General features: G+C 55.2%; 17 protein-coding genes. 11 read left to right on the top strand and 6 right to left on the bottom strand.

The genetic code is table 11. The annotated features are described in order from the left end of the window. Positions 1-38: 38 nt before the first annotated feature. The 4 genes from C7378_RS02095 to tig all read right to left on the bottom strand — a co-directional run bounded on the left by C7378_RS02095 (position 39) and on the right by tig (position 5448). Entirely contained in the window at positions 39-1880 is a 1842-nt protein-coding gene (locus C7378_RS02095) for a hypothetical protein (protein WP_131991214.1), read from the bottom strand. A gap of 71 nt (positions 1881-1951) precedes the next feature. Further along, positions 1952-3226 carry an ATP-dependent Clp protease ATP-binding subunit ClpX gene (gene clpX / locus C7378_RS02090; RefSeq protein ID WP_131991212.1) on the bottom strand — a complete coding sequence of 425 codons (1275 nt, stop codon included), beginning with the start codon at positions 3224-3226 and terminating at the stop codon, positions 1952-1954. Between the two features lie 28 nt (positions 3227-3254). After that, the gene (gene clpP / locus C7378_RS02085) at positions 3255-3911 is read right to left on the bottom strand and encodes an ATP-dependent Clp endopeptidase proteolytic subunit ClpP (RefSeq protein WP_279388572.1); all 657 of its coding nucleotides are present in this window, start codon (positions 3909-3911) and stop codon (positions 3255-3257) included. A gap of 40 nt (positions 3912-3951) precedes the next feature. Continuing rightward, positions 3952-5448 carry a trigger factor gene (tig, locus tag C7378_RS02080; protein WP_131991208.1) on the bottom strand — a complete coding sequence of 499 codons (1497 nt, stop codon included), beginning with the start codon at positions 5446-5448 and terminating at the stop codon, positions 3952-3954. Positions 5449-5506: 58 nt separating this feature from the next. Here tig and C7378_RS02075 point away from each other — a divergent pair, with 58 nt between their 5' ends. The 7 genes from C7378_RS02075 to C7378_RS02045 all read left to right on the top strand — a co-directional run bounded on the left by C7378_RS02075 (position 5507) and on the right by C7378_RS02045 (position 13568). Next, the gene (locus C7378_RS02075) at positions 5507-5932 is read left to right on the top strand and encodes a response regulator (protein ID WP_243648000.1); all 426 of its coding nucleotides are present in this window, start codon (positions 5507-5509) and stop codon (positions 5930-5932) included. 150 nt (positions 5933-6082) lie between these two features. After that, positions 6083-8533 (top strand): DNA translocase FtsK, encoded by a 2451-nt coding sequence (locus C7378_RS02070; RefSeq protein WP_131991206.1) that lies wholly within the window; start codon positions 6083-6085, stop codon positions 8531-8533. A gap of 68 nt (positions 8534-8601) precedes the next feature. After that, positions 8602-9360, top strand: coding sequence for an Hpt domain-containing response regulator (locus C7378_RS02065; RefSeq protein WP_131991204.1), 759 nt, complete (start codon positions 8602-8604; stop codon positions 9358-9360). Further along, the gene (locus C7378_RS02060; RefSeq protein ID WP_131991202.1) at positions 9350-10081 is read left to right on the top strand and encodes a response regulator; all 732 of its coding nucleotides are present in this window, start codon (positions 9350-9352) and stop codon (positions 10079-10081) included. Before C7378_RS02065 ends, C7378_RS02060 begins: the two co-directional genes overlap by 11 nt. A 266-nt stretch (positions 10082-10347) precedes the next feature. Then, complete coding sequence (locus C7378_RS02055) at positions 10348-11829, top strand: OmpA family protein (protein WP_243647999.1); 1482 nt, start codon at positions 10348-10350, stop codon at positions 11827-11829. 75 nt (positions 11830-11904) lie between these two features. Continuing rightward, positions 11905-12786, top strand: coding sequence for an NAD(P)-dependent oxidoreductase (locus C7378_RS02050; RefSeq protein WP_131991198.1), 882 nt, complete (start codon positions 11905-11907; stop codon positions 12784-12786). Positions 12787-12791: 5 nt separating this feature from the next. After that, positions 12792-13568 (top strand): SDR family oxidoreductase, encoded by a 777-nt coding sequence (locus C7378_RS02045; RefSeq protein WP_131991196.1) that lies wholly within the window; start codon positions 12792-12794, stop codon positions 13566-13568. Between the two features lies 1 nt (position 13569). Here C7378_RS02045 and C7378_RS02040 read toward each other — a convergent pair whose 3' ends face one another. Further along, on the bottom strand, positions 13570-13782 hold the full coding sequence (locus tag C7378_RS02040; protein ID WP_243647998.1) for a hypothetical protein: 213 nt from the start codon (positions 13780-13782) through the stop codon (positions 13570-13572). Positions 13783-13899: 117 nt separating this feature from the next. On the opposite strand from C7378_RS02040, the gene C7378_RS02035 reads away from it, so the two are divergent. From C7378_RS02035 to C7378_RS02020, 4 genes are all read left to right on the top strand, one after another. Further along, positions 13900-14910, top strand: a complete 1011-nt coding sequence (locus tag C7378_RS02035) for a zinc-dependent alcohol dehydrogenase family protein (RefSeq protein WP_131991194.1) — start codon at positions 13900-13902, stop codon at positions 14908-14910. 467 nt (positions 14911-15377) lie between these two features. After that, positions 15378-16322 carry an ATP-binding cassette domain-containing protein gene (locus C7378_RS02030; protein WP_131991192.1) on the top strand — a complete coding sequence of 315 codons (945 nt, stop codon included), beginning with the start codon at positions 15378-15380 and terminating at the stop codon, positions 16320-16322. After that, the gene (locus tag C7378_RS02025; RefSeq protein ID WP_131991190.1) at positions 16315-17118 is read left to right on the top strand and encodes an ABC transporter permease; all 804 of its coding nucleotides are present in this window, start codon (positions 16315-16317) and stop codon (positions 17116-17118) included. Before C7378_RS02030 ends, C7378_RS02025 begins: the two co-directional genes overlap by 8 nt. Before the next feature lie 34 nt (positions 17119-17152). Next, complete coding sequence (locus tag C7378_RS02020) at positions 17153-19375, top strand: hypothetical protein (RefSeq protein WP_131991188.1); 2223 nt, start codon at positions 17153-17155, stop codon at positions 19373-19375. A gap of 31 nt (positions 19376-19406) precedes the next feature. On the opposite strand, the gene C7378_RS02015 is transcribed toward C7378_RS02020, so the two are convergent. Next, on the bottom strand, positions 19407-21287 hold the full coding sequence (locus tag C7378_RS02015; RefSeq protein ID WP_131991186.1) for a sensor histidine kinase: 1881 nt from the start codon (positions 21285-21287) through the stop codon (positions 19407-19409). Between the last annotated feature and the right edge of the window lie 7 nt (positions 21288-21294).

Genomic DNA, 21294 nt, shown 5'->3' with positions numbered 1-21294 from the left:
CATCCGGGCTCAGAGCTGCAGGAACGATCATTGATGGCTTAACGAGGTTCTGGTGGCGTCAGTATTCTTATGGGCGAAATAATAGATGGTATCGGCTGGCTGCCGCCGCTCTGGTCAATGAACATGTGATCAGGATGGTCAGTTCTTTCATTTTCAAATTTGAGATCAGACACCATCGATCCAATCTTCTTTCCGGCTACATTGACGCCTAGCGCTCTCGCATGCACAGCATACCCGGTAGTTGTATTGTTGCGGAATATCCAGTGAGCGGATGACGCGTCCTGGTTGGGCGTGCCGTAGATCCCGAACGCTGTCGTGTTGGGATTTCCACCTATCGCTCTCAGAATATTATTTTCGACTGTGAGATTCACGAGAGGAGTAAAGCTGACCCCTCCCTCCCTCATCCCCAAACCAATGCCAATAACATTCCCTGGCGCATTCTTTGGAATATCCTGATTGACTGTGTTGTGGTTGAGCTTGATGTCGGAAAGGTATCCTTTCGATCCTGCGGGTCCGCCACCTACGCCAAGAGCGGGAAACTCTACCCCCTGTCCTACCGAAGTCTGATTGACCACATTGTCATGTACGTCGATGGATTGGGCGTCAACACAGACATTATTGAGGCAGTATGGGGTGAGCTGCATTGTGCCGCCATCTATTACATTCCCACCGATTTCACAGGAGAGGCAGTCAAATTCAAACCCATCCCGATGATTCTGCTGCGCACCATTGATAAAGCGATTGTTGAGAATTACTCCACTGGCAATCATAAGAGAGATCCCATTGCCGGTCTTCGCGCCATGATTTGCATCGAAAATATTGCCGGTAATGGACACTTTGTCCATAAAGTCTTTAGCGGAACCATACACGGCTTCCAGCGCGAAGTTATTGGAACCCGTGCCAGTCTGCGTAAAATTATTAGCGATGATATACCCCCTTTGAGGGCCACCCCCATTCCCGCGAAATGCCAATGCATCCGCTGTATCACTGTTCCAGCCATAATTAATGACGCGGTTATTAATAAAGCGAAAGTTGGAGACACCGTACATCTCGACTGCGTGCCAGCCTGCATTCAGAAATTGATCATGGTCGAATACAAAACCGTTGCTGTTGGTCCCCCCAACAGAATCAATGCGAACTGCATCTTCCCAGGAGTCGCGAAAAATAACATTACGGAAAACGAGAGTATGGGCATTTGCGGCAGCGGTCGCCCCACGGCTGAAAATTGCCAGGGCGCGATCATTGCGGTCTGCTGCAGCACAGTTCCCACCGGAAGCAGGAGGACAATTCCCACTCATTGTGAGATTCTCCACCGTCAGATTCTTGCTGGAAGTATGGCTCCGATAGTCATACGCCTGAATCGGATAGAGACCCGCACTGAGTCGGCCTTGGTTAGATAGAGCCATTGACGGTCTTTCCCTAACGATAAGGCGGATCGTATTCGGCGCTACTATCAGAGGGTTGGCAAAGCTACCGCTATAACCCTTAGGGGCGCCAGAGATGGCTATTACGCTTGGCTGTGCGTAAGCATTCCAATCGGGCAGTGAAAAGTCACCTTTGATTTTCACCAGGATGGTATAAGGCCCGCTTCCGCTGTAACTCAAACTTTGCACATCGTACTTTTTGTGTGGGCACGCCAGCAGGGTGGTTGCGCCTGTTCCGGCGCCACGAACTACCTTATTGCTTGGCAATGGCAATACCAATGGAGCCGCGCAGCCCACTATAAACACGCCTGCAGGGAGATTGACCGTCGTGCCCGGAGCATCGAGCATGGCCTGAATTTTCGCTGTTGAGTCGGATTGAGCAGCGACCGGCAAAGAACCCAATTGCAGCCACCCCGTCACAAGGAGGACTACAGCAAGCGTTAACCCTGTACGCATAGTTTGATTCTATGCGTATTTACAATCCAAATGACCCAGGCCTGACCGGCTAAACGATCAGGCCTGGAAAATCAGCCAGCCTTCTCAAGCAGGCTGATCGACAGGTCTCGCTTCTCGATCATTTCCTTGGTGATATCCAATTCCTTCACCTTCTTACTGCTGGGCAGGTGATACATCAAGTCCAGCATCAATTCTTCGAGAATCATCCGAAGTCCGCGAGCTCCTACTTTTCTATTAAGTGCTTCCCTCGCAATAGCTAAGGCAGCCTCGTCATCAAAGCGGATCTTAACGCCTTCATACTCGAAAAGCTTTTGATACTGCTTCAAAATTGCATTCCTAGGCTTGGTCAGGATCTCAACAAGCGCAGCTTCGTCCAGCTCGTCTAATATCCCGATAACCGGGAGCCTTCCGACAAACTCGGGTATCAAGCCGAACTTAATCAAATCCTGCGGTTCAGCCTGCCGCAACAGCTCAGTGTCGCGCTGGGCGCGACTTCCCGGCTCCTGATGTTCCTTGTCAGCAATCGCCTTGAATCCAAGCGCTTTTTTGCCTACTCGTCGGCCGACTACACGTTCCAGCCCAACGAATGCGCCACCACAAATGAAAAGAATGTTAGTCGTATCAACCGGCGTGAATTCCTGGTGTGGATGCTTGCGCCCACCTTGTGGCGGCACGTTCGCAACTGTACCCTCCAGTATTTTCAGCAATGCCTGCTGTACTCCTTCACCGGAAACGTCTCGCGTGATCGACGGATTCTCATCCTTGCGTCCGATCTTATCGATCTCGTCGATGTAGATAATGCCGGTCTGTGCACGTGCCACATCACCGTCGGCCGCCTGTAACAGCTTGAGAATGATGTTCTCCACATCCTCACCCACATAACCAGCCTCGGTCAGAGTGGTTGCATCAACTATGGCGAAGGGCACATCAAGCATCTTGGCGAGGGTGTGGGCAAGAAGAGTCTTGCCGCTACCAGTCGGCCCGACCAGAAGAATATTGGACTTGGCAAGCTCTACATCATTGCCCCGGACACGATTCATCTGGATGCGCTTGTAGTGGTTATATACAGCCACTGCAAGTTTTTTCTTGGTTTGGTCCTGGCCAATAACATACTCATCCAGGAATGCCCTGACTTCTAGCGGTTTTGGCAAGTGAGCTGGAGCGGCACCAGGCTGCGTCTCTCCGCGGTCATCCTCGAGAATCGAGTTGCAAACAGCTACACACTCGTCGCAGATATACGCGCGCGGGTAGTCACTTGGAGAAGAAATGAGTTTAGCTACAGCGTCCTGTGACTTGTGGCAGAAAGAACAACGAAGTGCATCGTCTGATCCCGTGCGAGTTTTCATACTACTGGGCTCCTGGTTCGACCGCCATTCAGGTGCGCGGGCGGTCGATGATCTCGTCGATAATGCCGTACTCTTTCGCTTGCGGGGCGTTCATGATGAAGTCACGTTCCACATCGCGCTCTATACGTTCAAGCGTCTGGCCGGTATGCTTCGACATCAAATTGTTCGTAATCTCGCGAATGCGAAGAATTTCGCGGGCGTGGATATCAATATCTGTGGCCTGACCTGAAAGACCACCCATGGACGGCTGGTGAATCAGGATCCGGGAGTTGGGAAGCGCAAATCTCTTACCCTTCGTGCCTGACATCAACAAAAATGCACCCATGCTGGCAGCCTGCCCAATGCAATACGTCACCACATCGTTCTTGATGAACTGCATGGTGTCATAAATAGCCAGGCCAGCGGTGATTGAACCTCCCGGGGAATTGATGTAAAGCTGGAGATCCTTTTCCGGGTCTTCACCAGAGAGAAAAAGCATCTGCGCAATGATCAGATTCGCGACCTGATCATCGATAGGCGTGCCGAGGAAAATGATGTTGTCGCGCAGCAGACGGGAATATATATCGTAGGCGCGCTCGCCTCGACTCGTCTGCTCGATCACCATAGGTACGAGTGCCATGCTTCTCTTTCTCTCACTCCCCGAAGCTCGAAAGCTCCGATCAGAAAACTTCGAAAGATAATCCAGGAGGCCTAGCCTTCCAGGCCTCCCGCATCCGGAACCGTATCTAGGAAGCTAATCTCTCGTAAAGCACGCTTCCCGTTTTGTCTCTGCGTAGTTGTTCACGGATTCTAGCTAGACTGCCATCGTTCGTCAAACGCGTCCGCAGCGAATCCAAGGGCTCCCTTGTTTGCAATGAGATAACCTCCAGCTCACGGTCGACCTCGCCTTCGTCTACCTTGATACTTTCAGCATCTGCAATCCGATCTAGGAGGATTGATGCCTTCACCTCATTCACAGCTGACTCACGCTGCGCCTCGCGGAGCCGTGCGAAATCGAGCTTCCGCATATCCTCCGTGCGCATCCCCTGCTGGGCAAGCGCACGGAGACCGCGATCAAGCCGCGCATCCACTTGCTGCTGCACCAGCGACTCAGGCACCGGGAATTGGTATTTCGCGAGCATCGCTTCGACCAGCTTGTCTTTAGTTTCCGCCTCAAGCTTTCGCTGCTTGTCGAGCTGCAAATGCTCTTTTAACTTTTGTTTGAAGTCTTCAAGGCTCTCATATTCGCCAAGCTCCTTGGCAAACTCATCGCTCAGCTCAGGCAGGATCTTCTTCTTAACACCCTTAACTTCGACGTCGTATGCAATGGTCTTACCGGCAAGCCGAGGCTCACCAAACTCCTGCGGATAGCTAACTTCAAACTTCAACTGCTGGCCGGTGCTGGCGCCTCTAAGCGCGTCATTGAAAGCCGGCAGCGTGTTCTGCCCACCAACCTCGATCATGACTTCTTCGCCGGTAATAGGCTGCGATTGCTCAGTGGTCGACTCGTCCTGCTTGAATTCGCCCTTGAAGCTGATCTGCGCCCAATCCCCCTCAACCAGAGGGCGCTCTTCCGCCACAGGCTCCATTGTCGCCCGTGAATCACGGATGCGATCTAACTCTGCATCGAGTTCAGCATCCATCAACTCTGTGGACGGCTTGTCTACCTTAATATCCTGATAGCCTTCGATCGAAAATTCGGGAAGAACTTCGAAAACGGCCTTGAACTTCAGAGGATCACCTTCTTGAAGGTGTAGATCAGTCACCTGTGGCTGAGAAACGGGAGTCAGATTTTGCTTCTCGATAGCCTCGCGAAAATGTGTCGGCAATATTGACTCAACCACATCCTGACGCAGCGACTCCGCAAACCGTGTCCGAATCAGTGACTCGGGCACTTTCCCTGCACGAAAGCCGGGAATTCGCGCCTGCTTTTGATAACGCTTCAATACTGTGCGAAAGGCGCGCGTCACCTCGTCAGCCGCGATTTCGATCTCAACTTCACGGCTGCACTCGGGATTCAACGTGGGACCGTGTTGGTGATCATGAACGTGATCATGGGTGTGTTCGGGGTTCTCCTGCGTGGCCGTATCGATCGCAGGATCGGTCTGCTGGGTGTTGTTGACTACTTCTGTTGAACTCAACGTGTGCCTTCCGGATATTTTGCTTGTCCAACACCCATTTAAGATGCCTCCGAGATCAATGCGGTGGCGCGGGAAATGAGGTGCTGAATGGTCTACATTCATGTTACGGAGCTTTCAGGAGGGGGTCAAACCAGCTGGTCCTTGGACGGTGGCGCTCTCGATGCTGTTTAATTGCGAAATGGTCAGGCCCTGTTTTCTCATTGTTGATCGTGAATTCCCCGGGACTATTTCCACCCGAAAGCTGGTCATGGAAACAGCCAAATACAATGTCATCACTGCCTACAGCGGCCCAGAAGCGGTGCATACTTTTGAGCAGTTTCCTGGAATCACGGGAATTGTGCTCAATGCGGATATGCGCGACACCCCTTGCGGAGAGGTGGCACGGCAACTGAAGGCTATCCGCAGCGATATCCCGATCGTTTCGATCCTCAGTCCTGGGGCCGAGCAATGCCCGGGAGCGGATTATCACCTTGAAAGCTTCGATCCAAAACAGCTTCTAGCTCTGCTGCAAAAGCTCACTCCCCTTGAAACAGCAGAGATCCTGGCGCGAGAGCAAAAACTTGAGAGAGACACGCCTGGAGTTTAAGTCTCCCTTCGCTAGTTCCTCCGAAGATGCCTAGCTTAAGATTCTCGTTTCCTCTCGAGGCGCCGTCTGGGATAATAAAGCTGCTCTGGGGTTCTGCGCCGTGCGGCCGCAACACATGTCTGTGCGCGGCAGGCACCGGAATTGCTTACGATGAAACCCCTTAAACTGGCCCTTTCGCCAACTCGCAACCGCCGCCTGAACGAGCTGCTTGGGTTTCTGCTGCTGGTCGCCGCTTCTCTTCTGCTCCTCTCTCTGATCTCGTTTCACCCCTCCGATCCGTCGTTCAACACTGTAAGCGACCCTGGCCGGGCTGTCAGCAATTGGATTGGCCGCGCAGGTGCATTGACCAGTGACCTCCTTCTCCAGATGGAAGGCCTGGCGGCTTTTTGTGTACCGCTCCTCCTGGGCAGCATAGCGATGGCGTGGATGCGCTCTCGGCCGACAGGTTCGTCCCTTTCGAAGCTCCTTGGCGCGCTGCTTTGTTTGCTCTTCCTTCCGGCGATCTTCGGGCTGCTGCCAGGGCACCTGCACCTGCTCCGGGGTCTGCCGGTTGAGGGTCTCATAGGTCTTCTGGTCAGCGGTCTCCTCGTCCGCTATCTCAATCTGCCCGGCGCATGGATCGTCTCCATCAGCATGGTCGCCGTGGCCCTCTACTTATCGACAGCCTTCAGCCTTAACACGGCCCAGGAATGGCTTGCCGTTCGTTTTGCCTTTATCCAGTCATGGCGCGACCGCTTCACGCGCTGGAAGCAGCTACGCGCTCGCGCCCGCGAACAGAAGCAGGCAGCCCGAGTGGAGGCGGCGCGGGCCACGACTCAGGCAAAGGCAGTAGCAGCCCCCACCCAGCCCAAGGCCCCCAAGCAGGTCAAGCCAGTGCCGGAACCGGTACAACAGGTTCCCGAGCGTCGTAAAGACGCGTTGGCGGCCATGCGCGAAGAGGAAGAGCTTGCGGCCATGCATGAGCAGGAACAGGCGCCGGAGACAGTGCATGAGGCACCCCCACAGCGCAGCGTATGGGAGCAGATGCCTCGCGCTTCCGTTCCCGATCCGGAACCGTTGCCGGAGCCACCGAGCTCGATCGCCGTTGGCGAGCGCGCAGACGCTGAGATCCGTACGGTCACACTCACCCCAAAGACGGTCAGTGGCTATCGCCTGCCGCCCAGCACTCTGCTCCATCGCAGCGAGGAATCGCAGACCATTCGCGAAGACGAGCTTCGAGAAGAAGCCAAGGTGCTGGTTGAGAAGTGCGCCGAATTCGACGTTGGCGGCCAGGTTGTGCAGATAAATCCCGGTCCGGTGGTCACTACCTTTGAATTCCGCCCTGAGGCAGGGGTCAAGTACAGTCGAGTCACAGGCCTTTCTGAAGATCTCTGTCTTGCGATGCGGGCCGAGAGCATCCTCATTGAGCGCATGGCTGGCAAAAGCACAGTCGGCATTCAGGTACCAAACCATACTCGTGAAACTATCTGGCTCCGCGATATCGTGGAAGCGGAAAACTTCTCCAGTCCTAAGAGCAAGCTGACTCTGGCGATGGGCAAGGACATTAATGGCCGCATCGTCACTGCCGACCTCGCGACGATGCCGCACGTTCTGATCGCCGGCTCAACTGGCAGCGGCAAGTCCGTTGCCATCAATGCCATGATCATGTCCGTTCTCTTCAAAGCAACACCTGAACAGGTGCGCCTGATCCTGGTGGATCCGAAGCGTGTCGAACTCGGCATGTATGAGGGCATTCCTCACCTGTTCACCCCCATCATTACCGAACCTAAGCTGGCCGCGAACGCTCTGCGCAACGCGGTCCGCGAGATGGAACGACGCCTCAAGCTCCTGGCATCGCGCAGCGTCCGCAACATAGATCAATACAACAAGCTGTTTGAAAACCCCTCGCTTTTCGAGGACGGCGAAGACGAAAATCCGCTGCCTTACATCATCATCATCATCGATGAACTCGCTGACCTGATGATGCTCGACAAGGCCAATGTTGAAGAGGCTATCACCCGACTGGCGCAGATGGCGCGCGCTGTCGGCATCCATCTGGTACTCGCTACACAGAGACCATCCGTGGACGTCATCACTGGACTGATTAAAGCAAATGTTCCCACTCGAATATCCTTCCGCCTTGCCACGAAAGTAGACTCGCGAACCATCCTTGATTCGAATGGCGCCGAGTCGCTGCTCGGGCGGGGCGATATGCTCTTTCTGCCTCCAGGCACCTCCCGACTGCAGCGCGTGCATGCTCCCTTTGTGACCGAAAAGGAAATTGCCGCGGTGACGGAGTTCTGGAAGAAGCAAGGCGAGGCGGAATATGTGCAGGGATTCCTCGAAGGGCCAAAAGATGATCGTGGCCGCGATCTGGAGGAGGGTGACGGCGAAGACTCGAACGACGAACTCTATGAAGACGGCGTCCGGCTGGTGCTCGAATTCGGGAAGGCTTCCACTTCCCTGCTGCAGCGGCGTCTTCGCATTGGGTATGGCCGCGCTGCCCATTTGATAGATATGATGGAGCGCGACGGCATCGTGGGCCCGGCGGATGGCTCGAAGCCGCGAGAAATTCTTAAACCTCCCGACTGGATGAATGAAGTCGAGCAGGTAATTCGCTGACGCTCATCCGCTTTTTTGGGGGGACATGACGTCACATCAACAACCAGCAGCAGTGAGTAATTCGCGCGGTGGATAAAGAGCAGGAATGCAATACCGTTTCTGGGGCCAGTATAAGCGCTATCGCAACCATCCTTATCATCGACGACGATCCGCTCAGCCTGGCCTTGGTCGCTCTGCAGGTCGAAGCTGCTGGTTACAGTGTGCTGACTGCCTCATCTGGAGAAGAGGCTCTCCACCAGCTCCACTCGCTGCCTCGCACTTCGTTTCCAACAGCGTTCCTGATTGATATGCAGATGCCAGGACTGGCCGGCAAGAGTCTTGCTGGTGCGTTGCGCATACTTACAGGAGCAGCCACGCTCCTGCTCGCCATGAGTGCCAGCGGGGATAGTATTCCTGACGGCTATGATGGATTTTTGCGTAAACCGCTGGATCTCAATGCATTTACGCATGCTCTTGCCAAACCAGGGCAACCAGTTCCGGGAGACTCTTGTTCTAACCCTGCCGAAGTGCTAAGAAGGGAAACTTACGACAAACTGGCAGCCATGATGCGGCATGCCGATGTTCGTGAGATATATACGGCGAGTGTCAATGACACCCGCACACGCCTTGAAGCCATGCGGAGCAATGCGCAGACAGGAAATTTGGCAAGTGTTCGCGCCGCTGCCCACGCGATTAAGGGTGGTGCAGGTATGATTGGGGCGACGCAGCTTTCTGGCATTGCGGCACGCATCGAACTGCAAAACATGAATAACGAAGAGTTGACGCAGGCATTAGATCAACTCGCCGCAGCATGTAACGAACTGGAGCGTGTACTGGATGGCGAATAGAGAAACCAGGTTTTCGACAGGCAGTGTTCCATCAGCAGATAACGGCTCAGCATCTTCATCTCCTCGGCTGCGCATTCTGCTAGCGGATGACCATCCTGTCGTTCGAATCGGCGTCAGCAACATGCTTCTTCACGATGCCTCTTTTGTTGTCGTTGGAGAGGCGGCTAACGGCGAGGAGGCCATCTCTCGAACGGTGGAGCTTATGCCCGACATACTCCTCCTTGATCTGCAGATGCCGCGTCTGCCTGGCCTTGAAGCTATGCGCACGATCATGAACGGTTCCCCCACCGTCAAAATCATTCTGCTCACCAGCACGATCACGACCCAACAGATCATCGAAGCGCTGCAGGTGGGAGCGCGAGGCATTGTGCTCAAAGATGCTCTCACCGACCATCTGACAACTGCGATACGCGCTGTATCTTCTGGTGATTATTGGATTGGCGGACGTCGAGTGGCTAATCTAGTGAACGCCCTGCATGAACTCATGCAGCAGAATGCCAAACCTGATCGCAAAACCTACGGGCTTACTCCCCGTGAGCTGGACGTTGTTGGCTGCATCGTTGAAGGTTGCAGCAACCGAGATATTGCCAAGCAATTCAGCCTCAGCGAAGAAACCGTGAAGCGCCACCTCTCGAACATCTTCGACAAAACGGGTGTATCCACTCGCCTCGAATTAGCGTTATTTGCGATTGCGCACCAATTGGTTGCCCCGCGACCGTAATTATTCAGTTCACGCTACCTTACTTCTGACTCTCACTCGCAAGCACCTGTCTTGCTCGCAGGCGCATCCACTCTAGCAGAGCTTTGCGTGTGCCTCGAATGTCCGTACTTTAGGAGTAAATAAATCCTCTCATGAGTAAGAAAAATCTTTTGGTCTTTCTCGCTATTTGTGCCTCATCAAGCGTTCTTCTCGCCCAGGAAATGAATCCCACAGCGACGGACAAGTGGCCTCAAACTCAAGATCAACGAAAACAGCCACAGGCTGAGATGCGTGACGGTGTCGCTGTTTATAAGGTTGAGGTTGTGGGGCGGGATATACCCGCAATCAATTACTTCCACCGGAGTGGCGCAACGAAAATAGGTTTCGAGGGAACAAGTCTTCTGCCGGGAGCTAAGGGCTCTGCTGAGGTATCCAGTGAGCGCGGCCGTATGGTCATTAAGGCGCGCTTTCAAGGCCTGAAGCCGGCGAACAGTTTCGGCATTGAGTACCTCACCTATGTCCTCTGGGCAATTACCCCGGAAGGGCGGCCTATCAATCTCGGCGAGATTTTACCTGAAGGTACAAAGAACGACATTACTGTCACTACAGATCTGCAGAGCTTCGGGCTTGTGGTGACTGCTGAGCCATATTTTGCAGTGACGATGCCGAGCGATGTCGTCGTACTGCAGAACACCATTCTTCATGACAAAACCGCCGGCATCTTGGAACAGATCAACGCTCATTACTCGCTCCTACCACGCGGAGCCTATGAGAAAACTGCCAGTCAGAATGCGGTGCTTCATCCGATCACCCGAAACGAAAAATCTCCGCTTGAGCTCTATGAAGCAATCAATGCAATCCAGATAGCAGAGGCTGCAGGCGCTAAAAAATATGCTCCGGAAACCCTGGCCACGGCGCAACAGGACCTGCAGAATGCCCAGGCCATGGACACGCATAAGAGCAATCGGAAGCAAGAGATCACTTATGCTCGTGAAGCCGTCCAGGCATCGGAAGATGCGCGCATTATGAGCATCCGGAAGCAAAAAGCCGAGGAGGCTGCACGTCGGCAACAGGCGCAGGAACAAGCTGAGCAGGCAGCCCAACAAGCCCAGCTTGAGGCACAGCAACAGGCGACCAAGCGCGCACAGGCAGAAGCACAGGCCTCTGAAGCCGAGGCACAAGCTGCGAAAGCCCAGGCGCAGGCAGCCTTAGCTCAGCACGCGCAGCAGCAGGCAGTCGACCAGACGGCGCAGATGCGCGAGCGCCTGAAGCAACAACTCAATCAGGTTCTGTCTACCCGCGAAACGGCGCGCGGTCTCATCATCAACATGTCAGACGTGCTCTTCGCATTCAATAAATACGATCTCAAGCCGGACGCCCGCGAGAAGCTGGCAAAAGTTTCTGGCATATTGCTCGCCTATCCCGACTTGAAGCTCCAGATCGAGGGATACACGGACAACGTTGGCTCACAGCAATACAACGAGAAGCTTTCTCAAGAGCGTGCAGATGCGGTTCGGGATTATCTCGTCTCTCAGGGAGTAGCTCAGGGGAATATCGTTGCGACAGGTTACGGCGAGAATAATCCTATCGCCGAAAACTCAACGGCCAATGGCCGCGCACAGAACCGCAGAGTACAACTGGTCGTCTCCGGCAACTCTATCGGTGTACAGGAAAAGGCGCCCGGAGCTGGGAATGACGCACAACCCGCACCACCAAGCCCACCCCAAACGCCAAACAACACTGGCGTCTCCAATGTGCCACCACAGTAACTGAATCCGTGCTGCAGGGCTGTGCTGTAACTTTAGCGCAGCCCTTTTTCTTTTGTCGCATCTATTCATTCAGTTATGAGAATCGCTTTTCTAGGACTGGGCAAAATGGGCTCGGCCATCGCCGGGCACTTGCTGAAAGGCGGCCACGATCTGGTCGTCTGGAACCGCACCATATCGCGAACGGATGAGCTGGCCGCGCAGGGGGCAAAGGTTGCATCGTCGCCAGCTCAAGCGGCGACGGGCTGTGAATTCCTGTTCACCATGCTCATGGACGACGCGGCGCACGAGGAGGTCCTGCTGCATCCTGAAGGTGCGGTCGACGCGCTACCTACGGGTGCAGTCCACGTTTCATTGAGTACCATCAGCGTCGAATTATCTCGGCGTCTGGCGCGCGAACATGCTAGCCGGAATCAGCATTACATCGGAGCACCTGTCTTTGGGAGACCCAATGTCGCGGCTGAAGGGAAACTTTGGATCACAGTGGCTGGGCCCCAATCTACTCTCGACCGTGTACTCCCTTTGCTTCAGTCATTCAGTCGCGGTCTCAGCGTGGTGGGTAGCGAGCCGCAGCAGGCGCACGCGCTCAAGCTTGGTGGCAATTTCCTTATCACAGCGATGATCGCCTCGCTCAGCGAAGGTTTGGTATATGCCGAGTCGCAGGGGATAGATCCTGCGCTCTACCTGGAAGCGGTTAACGATGCTCTCTTCCAATCGCCGTTTTATCAGGCTTACGGCAAAGTCATGCTCAACCCGCCATCTATTCCCGGCGCGACAATTACTCTAGGGGCCAAAGATACCCGTCTCTTCCGCGAGGCAGCAGTAGCAAGTCATGCAGCGACCCCGCTAGCCGACTCATTTCAGCAGCAAATGGATAGAGCCAGCAAAGCAGGGCTTGCAGACCAGGACTGGGCTGCGGGCTACTATAAGTCCGTCAAGAGCGAGTCGGGTTTAGGATGATGCCTATGCAGAAACTGAACGATCGCATCGTTTTTATCACCGGCGCAAGTGCCGGCATTGGATATGCCTGCGCTCGCGCATTCGCAGCTGAGGGTGCAAACCTGCTCCTCGCCGCGCGGCGCTTCGACAGGCTCGAAGAGATGAAGCCGCAACTTCTCGAGAGCGGGGCGGGAAGTGTGCATAATTTTGCACTAGATGTCCGGAGCAGAGAACAGGTACAACAAAAACTCGCGGAATTGCCCTCACCGTGGGGAAACGTGGACATTCTTATCAATAATGCTGGGCTCAGCCGGGGTCTCGACAAGCTCTACGATGGAAGCGTCGAAGACTGGGAAGAGATGATCGACACCAACATAAAGGGTCTGCTCTATGTCACCCGCTCAGTTGTCCCGGGAATGGTACAGCGTGGGCAAGGACATATTGTCAACCTTGGCTCGACTGCGGGAGAGATGACCTACCCTAATGGCGCAGTCTACTGTGCAACCAAAGCCGCTGAACGCGCAATCAATGACGGCCTTCGTCAGGACCTTCTGGGAACACCGGTCCGCGTCACCACCATTGATCCGGGAATGGTAGAGACGGAATTCAGCAAAGTGCGTTTCCGAGGCGATGAAAACAGAGCAGCCAAGGTATACCAAGGCCTAACGCCTCTGACTCCAGAGGACGTAGCAGACTCGATCCTCTGGGCGGTAACGCGACCCGCTCACGTGAACGTGGCCCGGGTCTTATTAACGTCTGTCGATCAAGCTAACTCTTTGCTTTTCAATAGGAAACAGTCGTAATTTACACCTTGGCCATGCGGGCCTCGATATCGGCGAGAGCCGCTTCGAGGGCCGCGCGCCGGTGAGGACTCGATGTTCGCGCGGCAAGAATATGTTCGCGCTGCAGTTCGAGTTCCTGCTGCTGCCTCTTGCGTACGGCAGCCGTAATACCATCCTGCTTTTTAGCTGCGGCCTTACCCGCATCAATGTCTTTATCGGAAATCTGATCTTCCACGGACTTACTCTCCCACCCTCGAGCCATACTTCTATCGTAACCCGCTTTCGCATCAAAGCTAACGCTGTCCGCATCTACATACTGCATTGCCCACGTTTTTTTTACGGAGCCGTCCCTATGAAAGTCTGGCAAATATCTTCATTTGGCATTGATAATCTTGAACTTAACGATCTTCCCATGCCGCATCCCGCCCCGGGACAGGTAGTCATCAAAATCCATGCGACGTCGTTAAACTACCGGGACTTGATGATGGTCTTAGGCAAATACAACCCAAAGATGGCGCTGCCTCGCATTCCGCTTTCGGATGGGGCTGGCGAAGTAACGGCAGTCGGCGAAGGCGTAACCACGTTCAAGCCGGGTGATCGGGTTGCGGGTATCTTCATGCAGAATTGGCTCGATGGTTCTCCCCACGCAGCGAAGCAGAAGGGCGCCCTGGGCGGAGACATCGACGGCATGTTAGCAGAGTATGTGGTGCTGCCAGCAACGGGTGTCGTTCCTGTGCCGACCCATCTCTCCTGGGAGGAAGCCGCTACGCTGCCGTGCGCTGCCCTCACCGCTTGGAACGCGGTTGTCCGCTCCGGCAATGTAAAGCCGGGCAGTACGGTTTTGATTCAGGGTACAGGCGGCGTCTCTATTTTTGCTCTACAGTTTGCCAAAATGCTCGGAGCTCGGGTTCTTGGCACATCCAGCAGCGATGACAAACTCAGCCGTGCACAGAAGATAGGCCTGGACGCGGGGCTTAACTATAGGACCACTCCTGACTGGGCTGCGTGGGCAGTGGACCAGACCCACGGCGAAGGGGTGGATCTTGTAGTCGAGGTGGGCGGATCGGGAACGTTTGCACAGTCGCTGAAGGCTGCTCGTACCGGTGGCACTATCACCCAGATCGGCGTGCTCAGCCACGCTACAGAGCCCTTTCAGATCGGCCCCCTGCTACACAAGCAGCTTCAGGTACAGGGCATTTATGTAGGCTCACGAACTGAATTTCTCACCATGAATCAAGCCATCGAGATGCATGGCCTGAAGCCTGTCATTGATGAGGTTTTCGCATTTCAGGACGCTAGAAAGGCCCTCGAAAAAATGGAAGCTGGGCGGCACTTCGGGAAACTGGTCATCCGCGTGCAATAACTCGTAACAGCAAGTGTACAGGCTGCATCTTAGGCCTGACACCAAAAAGCCGAATACGCTTTAGCAATCCACGACCTGAAAGGAGAGAGCTGATCGATGAGCTTTCTTCATAAGTTTTTTAATTTCTTTGTTGAAATCTGCCTTGGCTGCAGCCATAACAAATTGACCCGTCCGTTCACCCTCAATCGCGAGACCTACAAGGTATGTCTCGATTGTGGCAGACGGGTCTACTATTCCACTGAAACCATGCGCCCGATGGGAAGGCGGCAGCTTCGCCTCTTGAGAAAGGCGTACAACAGAAAGCTGCCACAGTTCCAAGTGAACACAACAGTCCGCGCTATGCTTCCCACCGATCATAGCGAGTCTAGCGCTGCTGCCTGATCCACATTGGCTTGGCATCCACGCAGGAGCGCTGCTGGGGTTCCGTATAATTCGGAAGCATATTCATTCTTCAATGGAGCCAGCATTTGGTAGTTGAGATTTCAGGGCTGACGAAGATATACCAGGACAAGCAGCAGCGCACAGTCGCAGTCAACGGGATCGACTTGAACGTTGAGGCGGGTGAACTTTTCGGATTGCTTGGTCCGAACGGCGCTGGCAAAACGACAACCATCAGCATTGCGACGACGCGCGCACGACCTACCAGCGGCAGCATCCGCATCAGCGGCATTGACGTCGTCGCCAAGCCCGCCATGGCGAGACGGAACATCGGGGTCGTGCCACAGTACAACACGCTCGACCGCTCGTTAAGCATCTTCGAGAATCTCTACTATCACTGCAAATATTTCGGCTTTTCGAATAGCGAAGCTCGCGATCGCTCCAACAGCCTGCTTGACCAGTTCCATCTGCTTGAACGCAGCAAAGCCTTTCCATCGCAGCTCTCGGGCGGCTTGCAGCAGAGAGTTCAGATTGCCCGGGCTATCGCTCACCGGCCAGCCGTCCTTTTTCTCGATGAGCCCAGCGCAGGACTTGATCCGCAGAGCCGCATCGCTATGTGGGATGCTGTACGCGGTCTGCGGGCTGAGGGCATTACTGTCGTCCTCACCACTCACTATATGGAGGAAGCCGATGAACTATGCGACAGGGTGGCGATTATCGATCACGGCAAGCTCCTCGCACTTGATACCCCTGAGCAGCTTAAGTCCCGCCTCGGCGCGGGTACCATCATCGATCTCAAGCTTCGCGACCAGCTTGGAGTTCATGTCCTGCTTGGCAATCTGAAGGAGATTGCAGGTGAAGCCCGCGTAGAGGAGATCGCCGACGGCGTGCGCATCTTCGCCGCCTCTACTGACGGCCTGCTTCCGGCACTCGTACAGGCTGCGCAACCCTTCGGTGTTCGCGACATCACCATCAACGAGCCAAGCCTTGAGACTGTCTTCATCCAGCTGACAGGAAGGGACCTGCGTGAGTAATCCTACCGCTACCACCGCACGGGCCTTTGCCGGCCTCATTCTCCGAGATTTTCGCGTACTGCGCCGGGAGTTGGGGCCTTTTGTGGTCCGGGTCATCATGCAGCCGCTCCTGTTTCTCTTCGTCTTTACCTTCCTTATGCCGCGCATTGGCCAGGGGAGCATGATGGGCGGCGGCACCAATTTCGCTACCGTGCTCCTGCCCGGGCTGATGGCAGTCGCAATTATGTTCAGCGGCATTGCCGCAGTCGCCCTTCCTCTATCAACGGAGTTTGGCGTCACCCGCGAAATCGATGATCGTGTCATGTGTCCGCTGCCGGTCATTGCAGTGGCGTTTGAAAAGGTATGCTTTAGCGCGCTGCAAAGCATCCTCGCTGCACTGCTTGTTTTGCCTCTCGCTTACTTCATTCCGAGCCAACCCGTCGAGGCGCATGTCAGCAGCTGGTTCATGCTTGTTGCCGTTCTGGTGCTTGCGAGCCTGGTAGCAGGTGCACTCGGTCTCGCCATCGGCGCCAATGTGGAACCCAGACAGATTGGCCTGGTCTTTTCGATTGTGGTTGTCCCGATCACATTCCTTGGCTGTGTCTACTATCCATGGGCCCTGCTCTATCATGTGCGCTGGCTGCAGATTGCTGTGCTCATCAACCCGATCGTTTACATGAGTGAAGGGTTACGCGCCGCACTGACCCCAAATGTCCCGCATATGCCCTCTGCATTGATCCTTCTCGCGCTGCTCATCTCCTTTGCATTGTTGGGCTGGTTCGGTGTGCGGGGCTTTCTGCGTCGCGTCATCTCGTGACTTGTGATCGGTTTCCGTGTTCAATAAGGATGGTTTGCTCTCTCGAATCATGCCTTTCACGCTCTATCGCCGTAGCTTGCCCCTGCTGCTGTTAACCGGCGCGCTGTGCGGCTGCGGCGCCTTCCAGCCCGGCAGTGCGGGAGGATCGGGCAACTCCAACCTTTCTGTCCAGGCCGGCGCCTTCCAGATCACGACGAACGGGCAGAGCCAACTCACCGCCATTGGCAGAGATGGCAAGCCAGCAGCAGTGCGATGGTCTGTCAGTGGCGGGAACAACGATGCTTCCCTCGGCGAAGGTAGCGTTGACGCAAACGGTCTTTATACACCTCCTTCTGCTCTATCTCAGGACGCGGTCAAAATCGAGGTCACAGCGGCATTGCAGTCAAACCCTGCTGTCACCGCAACAACTACGCTCAATATCTCTCCCGGATTTATCCAGTCTCTACTGCCCGAAAATGCTGCGGTGCCTGCCGGCGGCACCCTAGAGGTCAAAGCAGAAATTGCAGAAGTGGGTTCTGGCTCCGTCACATGGAAGCTTGCCGTCACGCCCTCAAGCGGGGCAGAGGCAAACATGCTCGGCACCATCACCCCCCTCCCCTGTGAGCGAGGGGAACATCGATACACCGTCTGCAAGGCAACCTATACTGCTCCCACTGGTCTGAGCGGGCCTTCTGCCGTCTATGTGCAGGCGCTAGTGAGCATCGCCACTGCTCCATCCGATGAGGAGCCATCAGCGACTCCCGCGGTTCTCCATATCCTGCTGAATCACAACGGTGTAGCTGCTGACCCCGCCATGAACCAGACAGTGCAGACTGGCCCGGTAAAGATGGGCAGTTCCGGTGGAAACGAAGGTGATTACGATACCTTTGAGACCCGGGCAGGCTCACAGAAGATTGCAGACTGCTGCGGCGGGACGCTCGGCGCTCTGCTCAAGGACAGTAGCGGGAACCAATATATCCTCAGCAATAATCACGTCCTCGCCGAATCCGACCAGGCCCAGCCCGGCGATTCGATCATCCAGCCGGGACTCATCGACGATGCCTGCCGTCCGCCCAGCGAGTCAGGCTCAACCGCTCGCGCTGTTGGTGTGCTTAAGGCATTCGCTCCGCTCAGTTCTCCGGCGACTAATGTAGACGCAGCTATTGCCGCCACCTCTCCCGGGGCGGTGGATGCAAGCGGAAGCATACTTGATCTTGGCACACCGATCTCCGGGGGCCTGATTGAAGCTGCACCGCCCATGAGTGGCTCCGGTGAGGCTCTGACCGCGGCGAATCTCGGCGATCTACATGTAGCGAAGAGCGGCCGCACCACCGGATTGACCTGTTCCACCGTCAATGCTGTCGATCTTTCGGTCAAGATCGACTACTTCAGGGATTGCGCAGAGACGGAGCCCTACACAACCAAGCTATTTACCGGACAGATCGGCATCGCCGGGGATAGCTTCTCTGACAGTGGCGACTCGGGATCCCTGGTTGTCGATTCGGCCAATGCCGAGCCATTAGGCTTGTTTTTTGCCAGTGGAACAGATGGCCATGGCAACGGCATGAGTATCGCAAATCCAATTTCTGACGTCCTGGCGCAACTAAGCATGAGTGTCGGCAGCCGCCTCACAGTGATAGGAACGACTTCGCCTCACGCAGTTTCCTGTTTGAACTACGACACGGACAATTCTCCGCCGCCCGCGCCGCTTGCTCCACGCCTCCAGTCCCTTGCCCATCATGCAGCAGAGACTGCCAGCGCCATGCTGATCAACCAAGAAAGCGGAATTCTGGGTATCGAGACCGGATTTAGCGCGGATGCGCCAGGTGAGCCGGCCATTCTTGTCTATGTTGACCACCAGAAGCCGCCAGCCACCCTGCCGCAAAGTATTGATGGTGTCCGCACTGCGGTCATTGCTACGGACTCGGCTAGCGTTACCCGAGGAAGCACTCCATCGAGACCGCCAGCCGTTTCTGGCATCCATCTTTCAGCAGAAGTGCTGGCGCATGCGGCGTCTATCCAGAGACAGGTGGCCGCCACACTCATGGCTGATCCTGCGATCTTTGGAGTGGGTATTACACAAAGCGAGGACAATCCCGCCGAGGCAGCACTGCTGGTTTTGGTCGATCTTAACCGCGAACCGCATACCCTCCCCCACTCGATGGGGGGCCTGCGGGTTCGTTATCTACGGCTACACCGATTCCATGTGACCCGCTCGAAAAGTGCTTCCGTGAACAGTGCAAGTCGCTGTCTGGCGCGTCCTGCGAGCGGGATTTAGAGATCACTTCAAATTCCCTGAGATCTGCACGCTACGCATTCACTGAGTCGCCTACAGGTTGGGCTTCCATCTCAGGAGTAACAGCTGGCAATTCTGGAAAGAAGAGCATGAAGATGGTTCCGCACCCGGGAGAACTACCCTCTCGACTGCGGATGGCTACCCTCCCGCCATGCTTGCGGATGATTTCTGCACTCACCCAGAGACCAAGACCGGTACCCGTAGCCTCTTTAGTTGTGAAAAATGGTTCGAAGATGCGTTCAATCGTGGCCTTTTTCATGCCGCAGCCTGAATCGGTAACCGACAATCGAATCCCTGGAGTGCAGGGCTCCCTCCACGAGCGAGAGCGACGGACTGAGATACGCAACTTGCCGCCAGCCGGCATCATGGCATCAAGTCCATTTCCGATCAGATTTGCAAAGAGCTGGCGCATCTCCCCTGAAAAGCAAAATAATTCTGCGTCATCGCGATATCTCCGCTCAACCACGACCTGCAGTGAGCCGACTCGTCCCTGATGCAATGTCAGAACGGAATCCATCAACTCGGTGATGCTCGCGCGGGTGGCCACGGTAGACTGCCTATAGAATCGCAGTGTCTGCTGCGTTATCTCCGAGACGCGCGCAACCTCATGTTGTGCCATTTCAGCATATGAGATGGCCTCGTCATCGAGCGAACTCTGGTTGCGTAACAGGAACAGAAGATTCGTTACCGCTTCCAGAGGATTGTTAATCTCGTGCGCGATAGAAGCTGCCAGCCTGCCTGCGGCTGCCAGCTTCTCCGTCTTCCGCAACGCCTCCTCAGACCGTTTCCTCTCCGTCGCGTCGACGATAATCACACCTACCCACCGCACTTCCTGCGCGGGGCCGGAGCGAACCGGATAGACGCTTACGAGCCAGGTAAGAGGACGCGCGGAGCTCGCCAATAAACTGCCTTGGACTTCGATATCGCGCATAGCATTGCCGGTGCGAAACACCTCTTCCAGTGCAGGCCGTAACTGTTGTGCAGCCGACGAAGGCATCGCCTCATCGAGCGTGCGCCCCAGATAATGCGTCATGCCTTTCTGACTGATTTCTGCAAGAAACTGGTTCACCCGCACAAAGCGGTACTTCCGATCTAGAAACACCAGCCCGATTGGCGCATTAGCCAGCATCGAATCGAGGATCGCCAGCGTGTCGTTCAATCCCGCGCGCTGTTCATCGAGCGATGCGACCATTCTGTTGAAGGCCAGGGTGAGGTCGGCTGCCTCATTCCTGCCATGCACTTCGAGTGGAAATCCTCTCATGTCCTCCGGATCGCGAACAATCTGTCGAGTCGCTCGCATGAGCACGCCAAGAGGCTTTGTAATGCTCCGCGCCAGCAGGCTTGCAAGCAAGGTGCACCCCAGCACCACCATCACGCCCGAAACCAGGGACAGGCGCATAAGGGAACGCAACTGAAGGCGGTCCTCAGACTCATGAGGATAGATCCACGCAAGCCCCACCACCTTATCTCCGACCCTGATCGGAGCTACAACTTCGTGAGATTTACCTGGGGAAAAGATAACCGGTTGATAGAGATATCTGAGATAGACGCGTTCCTTTTGGCTCAGTGTGATCTTGCCATCCATTGCCGGATCGCTGCTGAACATCGTTCGACCTGTCGGGTCGGTAATCTGGACAGCTTTTATGCTGGGGAAGCGAGTCATCCCGGATACCAGCTCCTGGATGGGGGCCACGTTACCGCCACGGATGGCCGCGGCTGCCTCTATGGCTAACTGCGATGCCTGGAACTCAAGCCGCCGGCTGATTCGCAGTTCAAGCTCTGCATTCTGCTCCCTGATCAGCAGCCATGCAAATCCGCCAAGCACAAGCATTTCGAACACAACCAGCGCTGCGATAAGTTGACCGCGTATCGTTCGGGGTCCAGTCAGCCACATTGGATTG

Source organism: Acidipila rosea (assembly GCF_004339725.1).
Classification (GTDB): Bacteria; Acidobacteriota; Terriglobia; order Terriglobales; family Acidobacteriaceae; genus Acidipila; species Acidipila rosea.
This window is presented reverse-complemented; position numbering and strand designations above follow the sequence as displayed.

Coding starts and splice junctions, on each gene's coding strand:
- C7378_RS02095 (WP_131991214.1), bottom strand. CDS start 1,880: ATGCGTACAGGGTTAACGCTTGCTGTAGTCCTCCTTGTGACGGGGTGG.
- clpX (WP_131991212.1), bottom strand. CDS start 3,226: ATGAAAACTCGCACGGGATCAGACGATGCACTTCGTTGTTCTTTCTGC.
- tig (WP_131991208.1), bottom strand. CDS start 5,448: ATGAATGTAGACCATTCAGCACCTCATTTCCCGCGCCACCGCATTGAT.
- C7378_RS02075 (WP_243648000.1), top strand. CDS start 5,507: ATGCTGTTTAATTGCGAAATGGTCAGGCCCTGTTTTCTCATTGTTGAT.
- C7378_RS02070 (WP_131991206.1), top strand. CDS start 6,083: ATGAAACCCCTTAAACTGGCCCTTTCGCCAACTCGCAACCGCCGCCTG.
- C7378_RS02060 (WP_131991202.1), top strand. CDS start 9,350: ATGGCGAATAGAGAAACCAGGTTTTCGACAGGCAGTGTTCCATCAGCA.
- C7378_RS02055 (WP_243647999.1), top strand. CDS start 10,348: ATGCGTGACGGTGTCGCTGTTTATAAGGTTGAGGTTGTGGGGCGGGAT.
- C7378_RS02050 (WP_131991198.1), top strand. CDS start 11,905: ATGAGAATCGCTTTTCTAGGACTGGGCAAAATGGGCTCGGCCATCGCC.
- C7378_RS02045 (WP_131991196.1), top strand. CDS start 12,792: ATGCAGAAACTGAACGATCGCATCGTTTTTATCACCGGCGCAAGTGCC.
- C7378_RS02035 (WP_131991194.1), top strand. CDS start 13,900: ATGAAAGTCTGGCAAATATCTTCATTTGGCATTGATAATCTTGAACTT.
- C7378_RS02015 (WP_131991186.1), bottom strand. CDS start 21,287: ATGTGGCTGACTGGACCCCGAACGATACGCGGTCAACTTATCGCAGCG.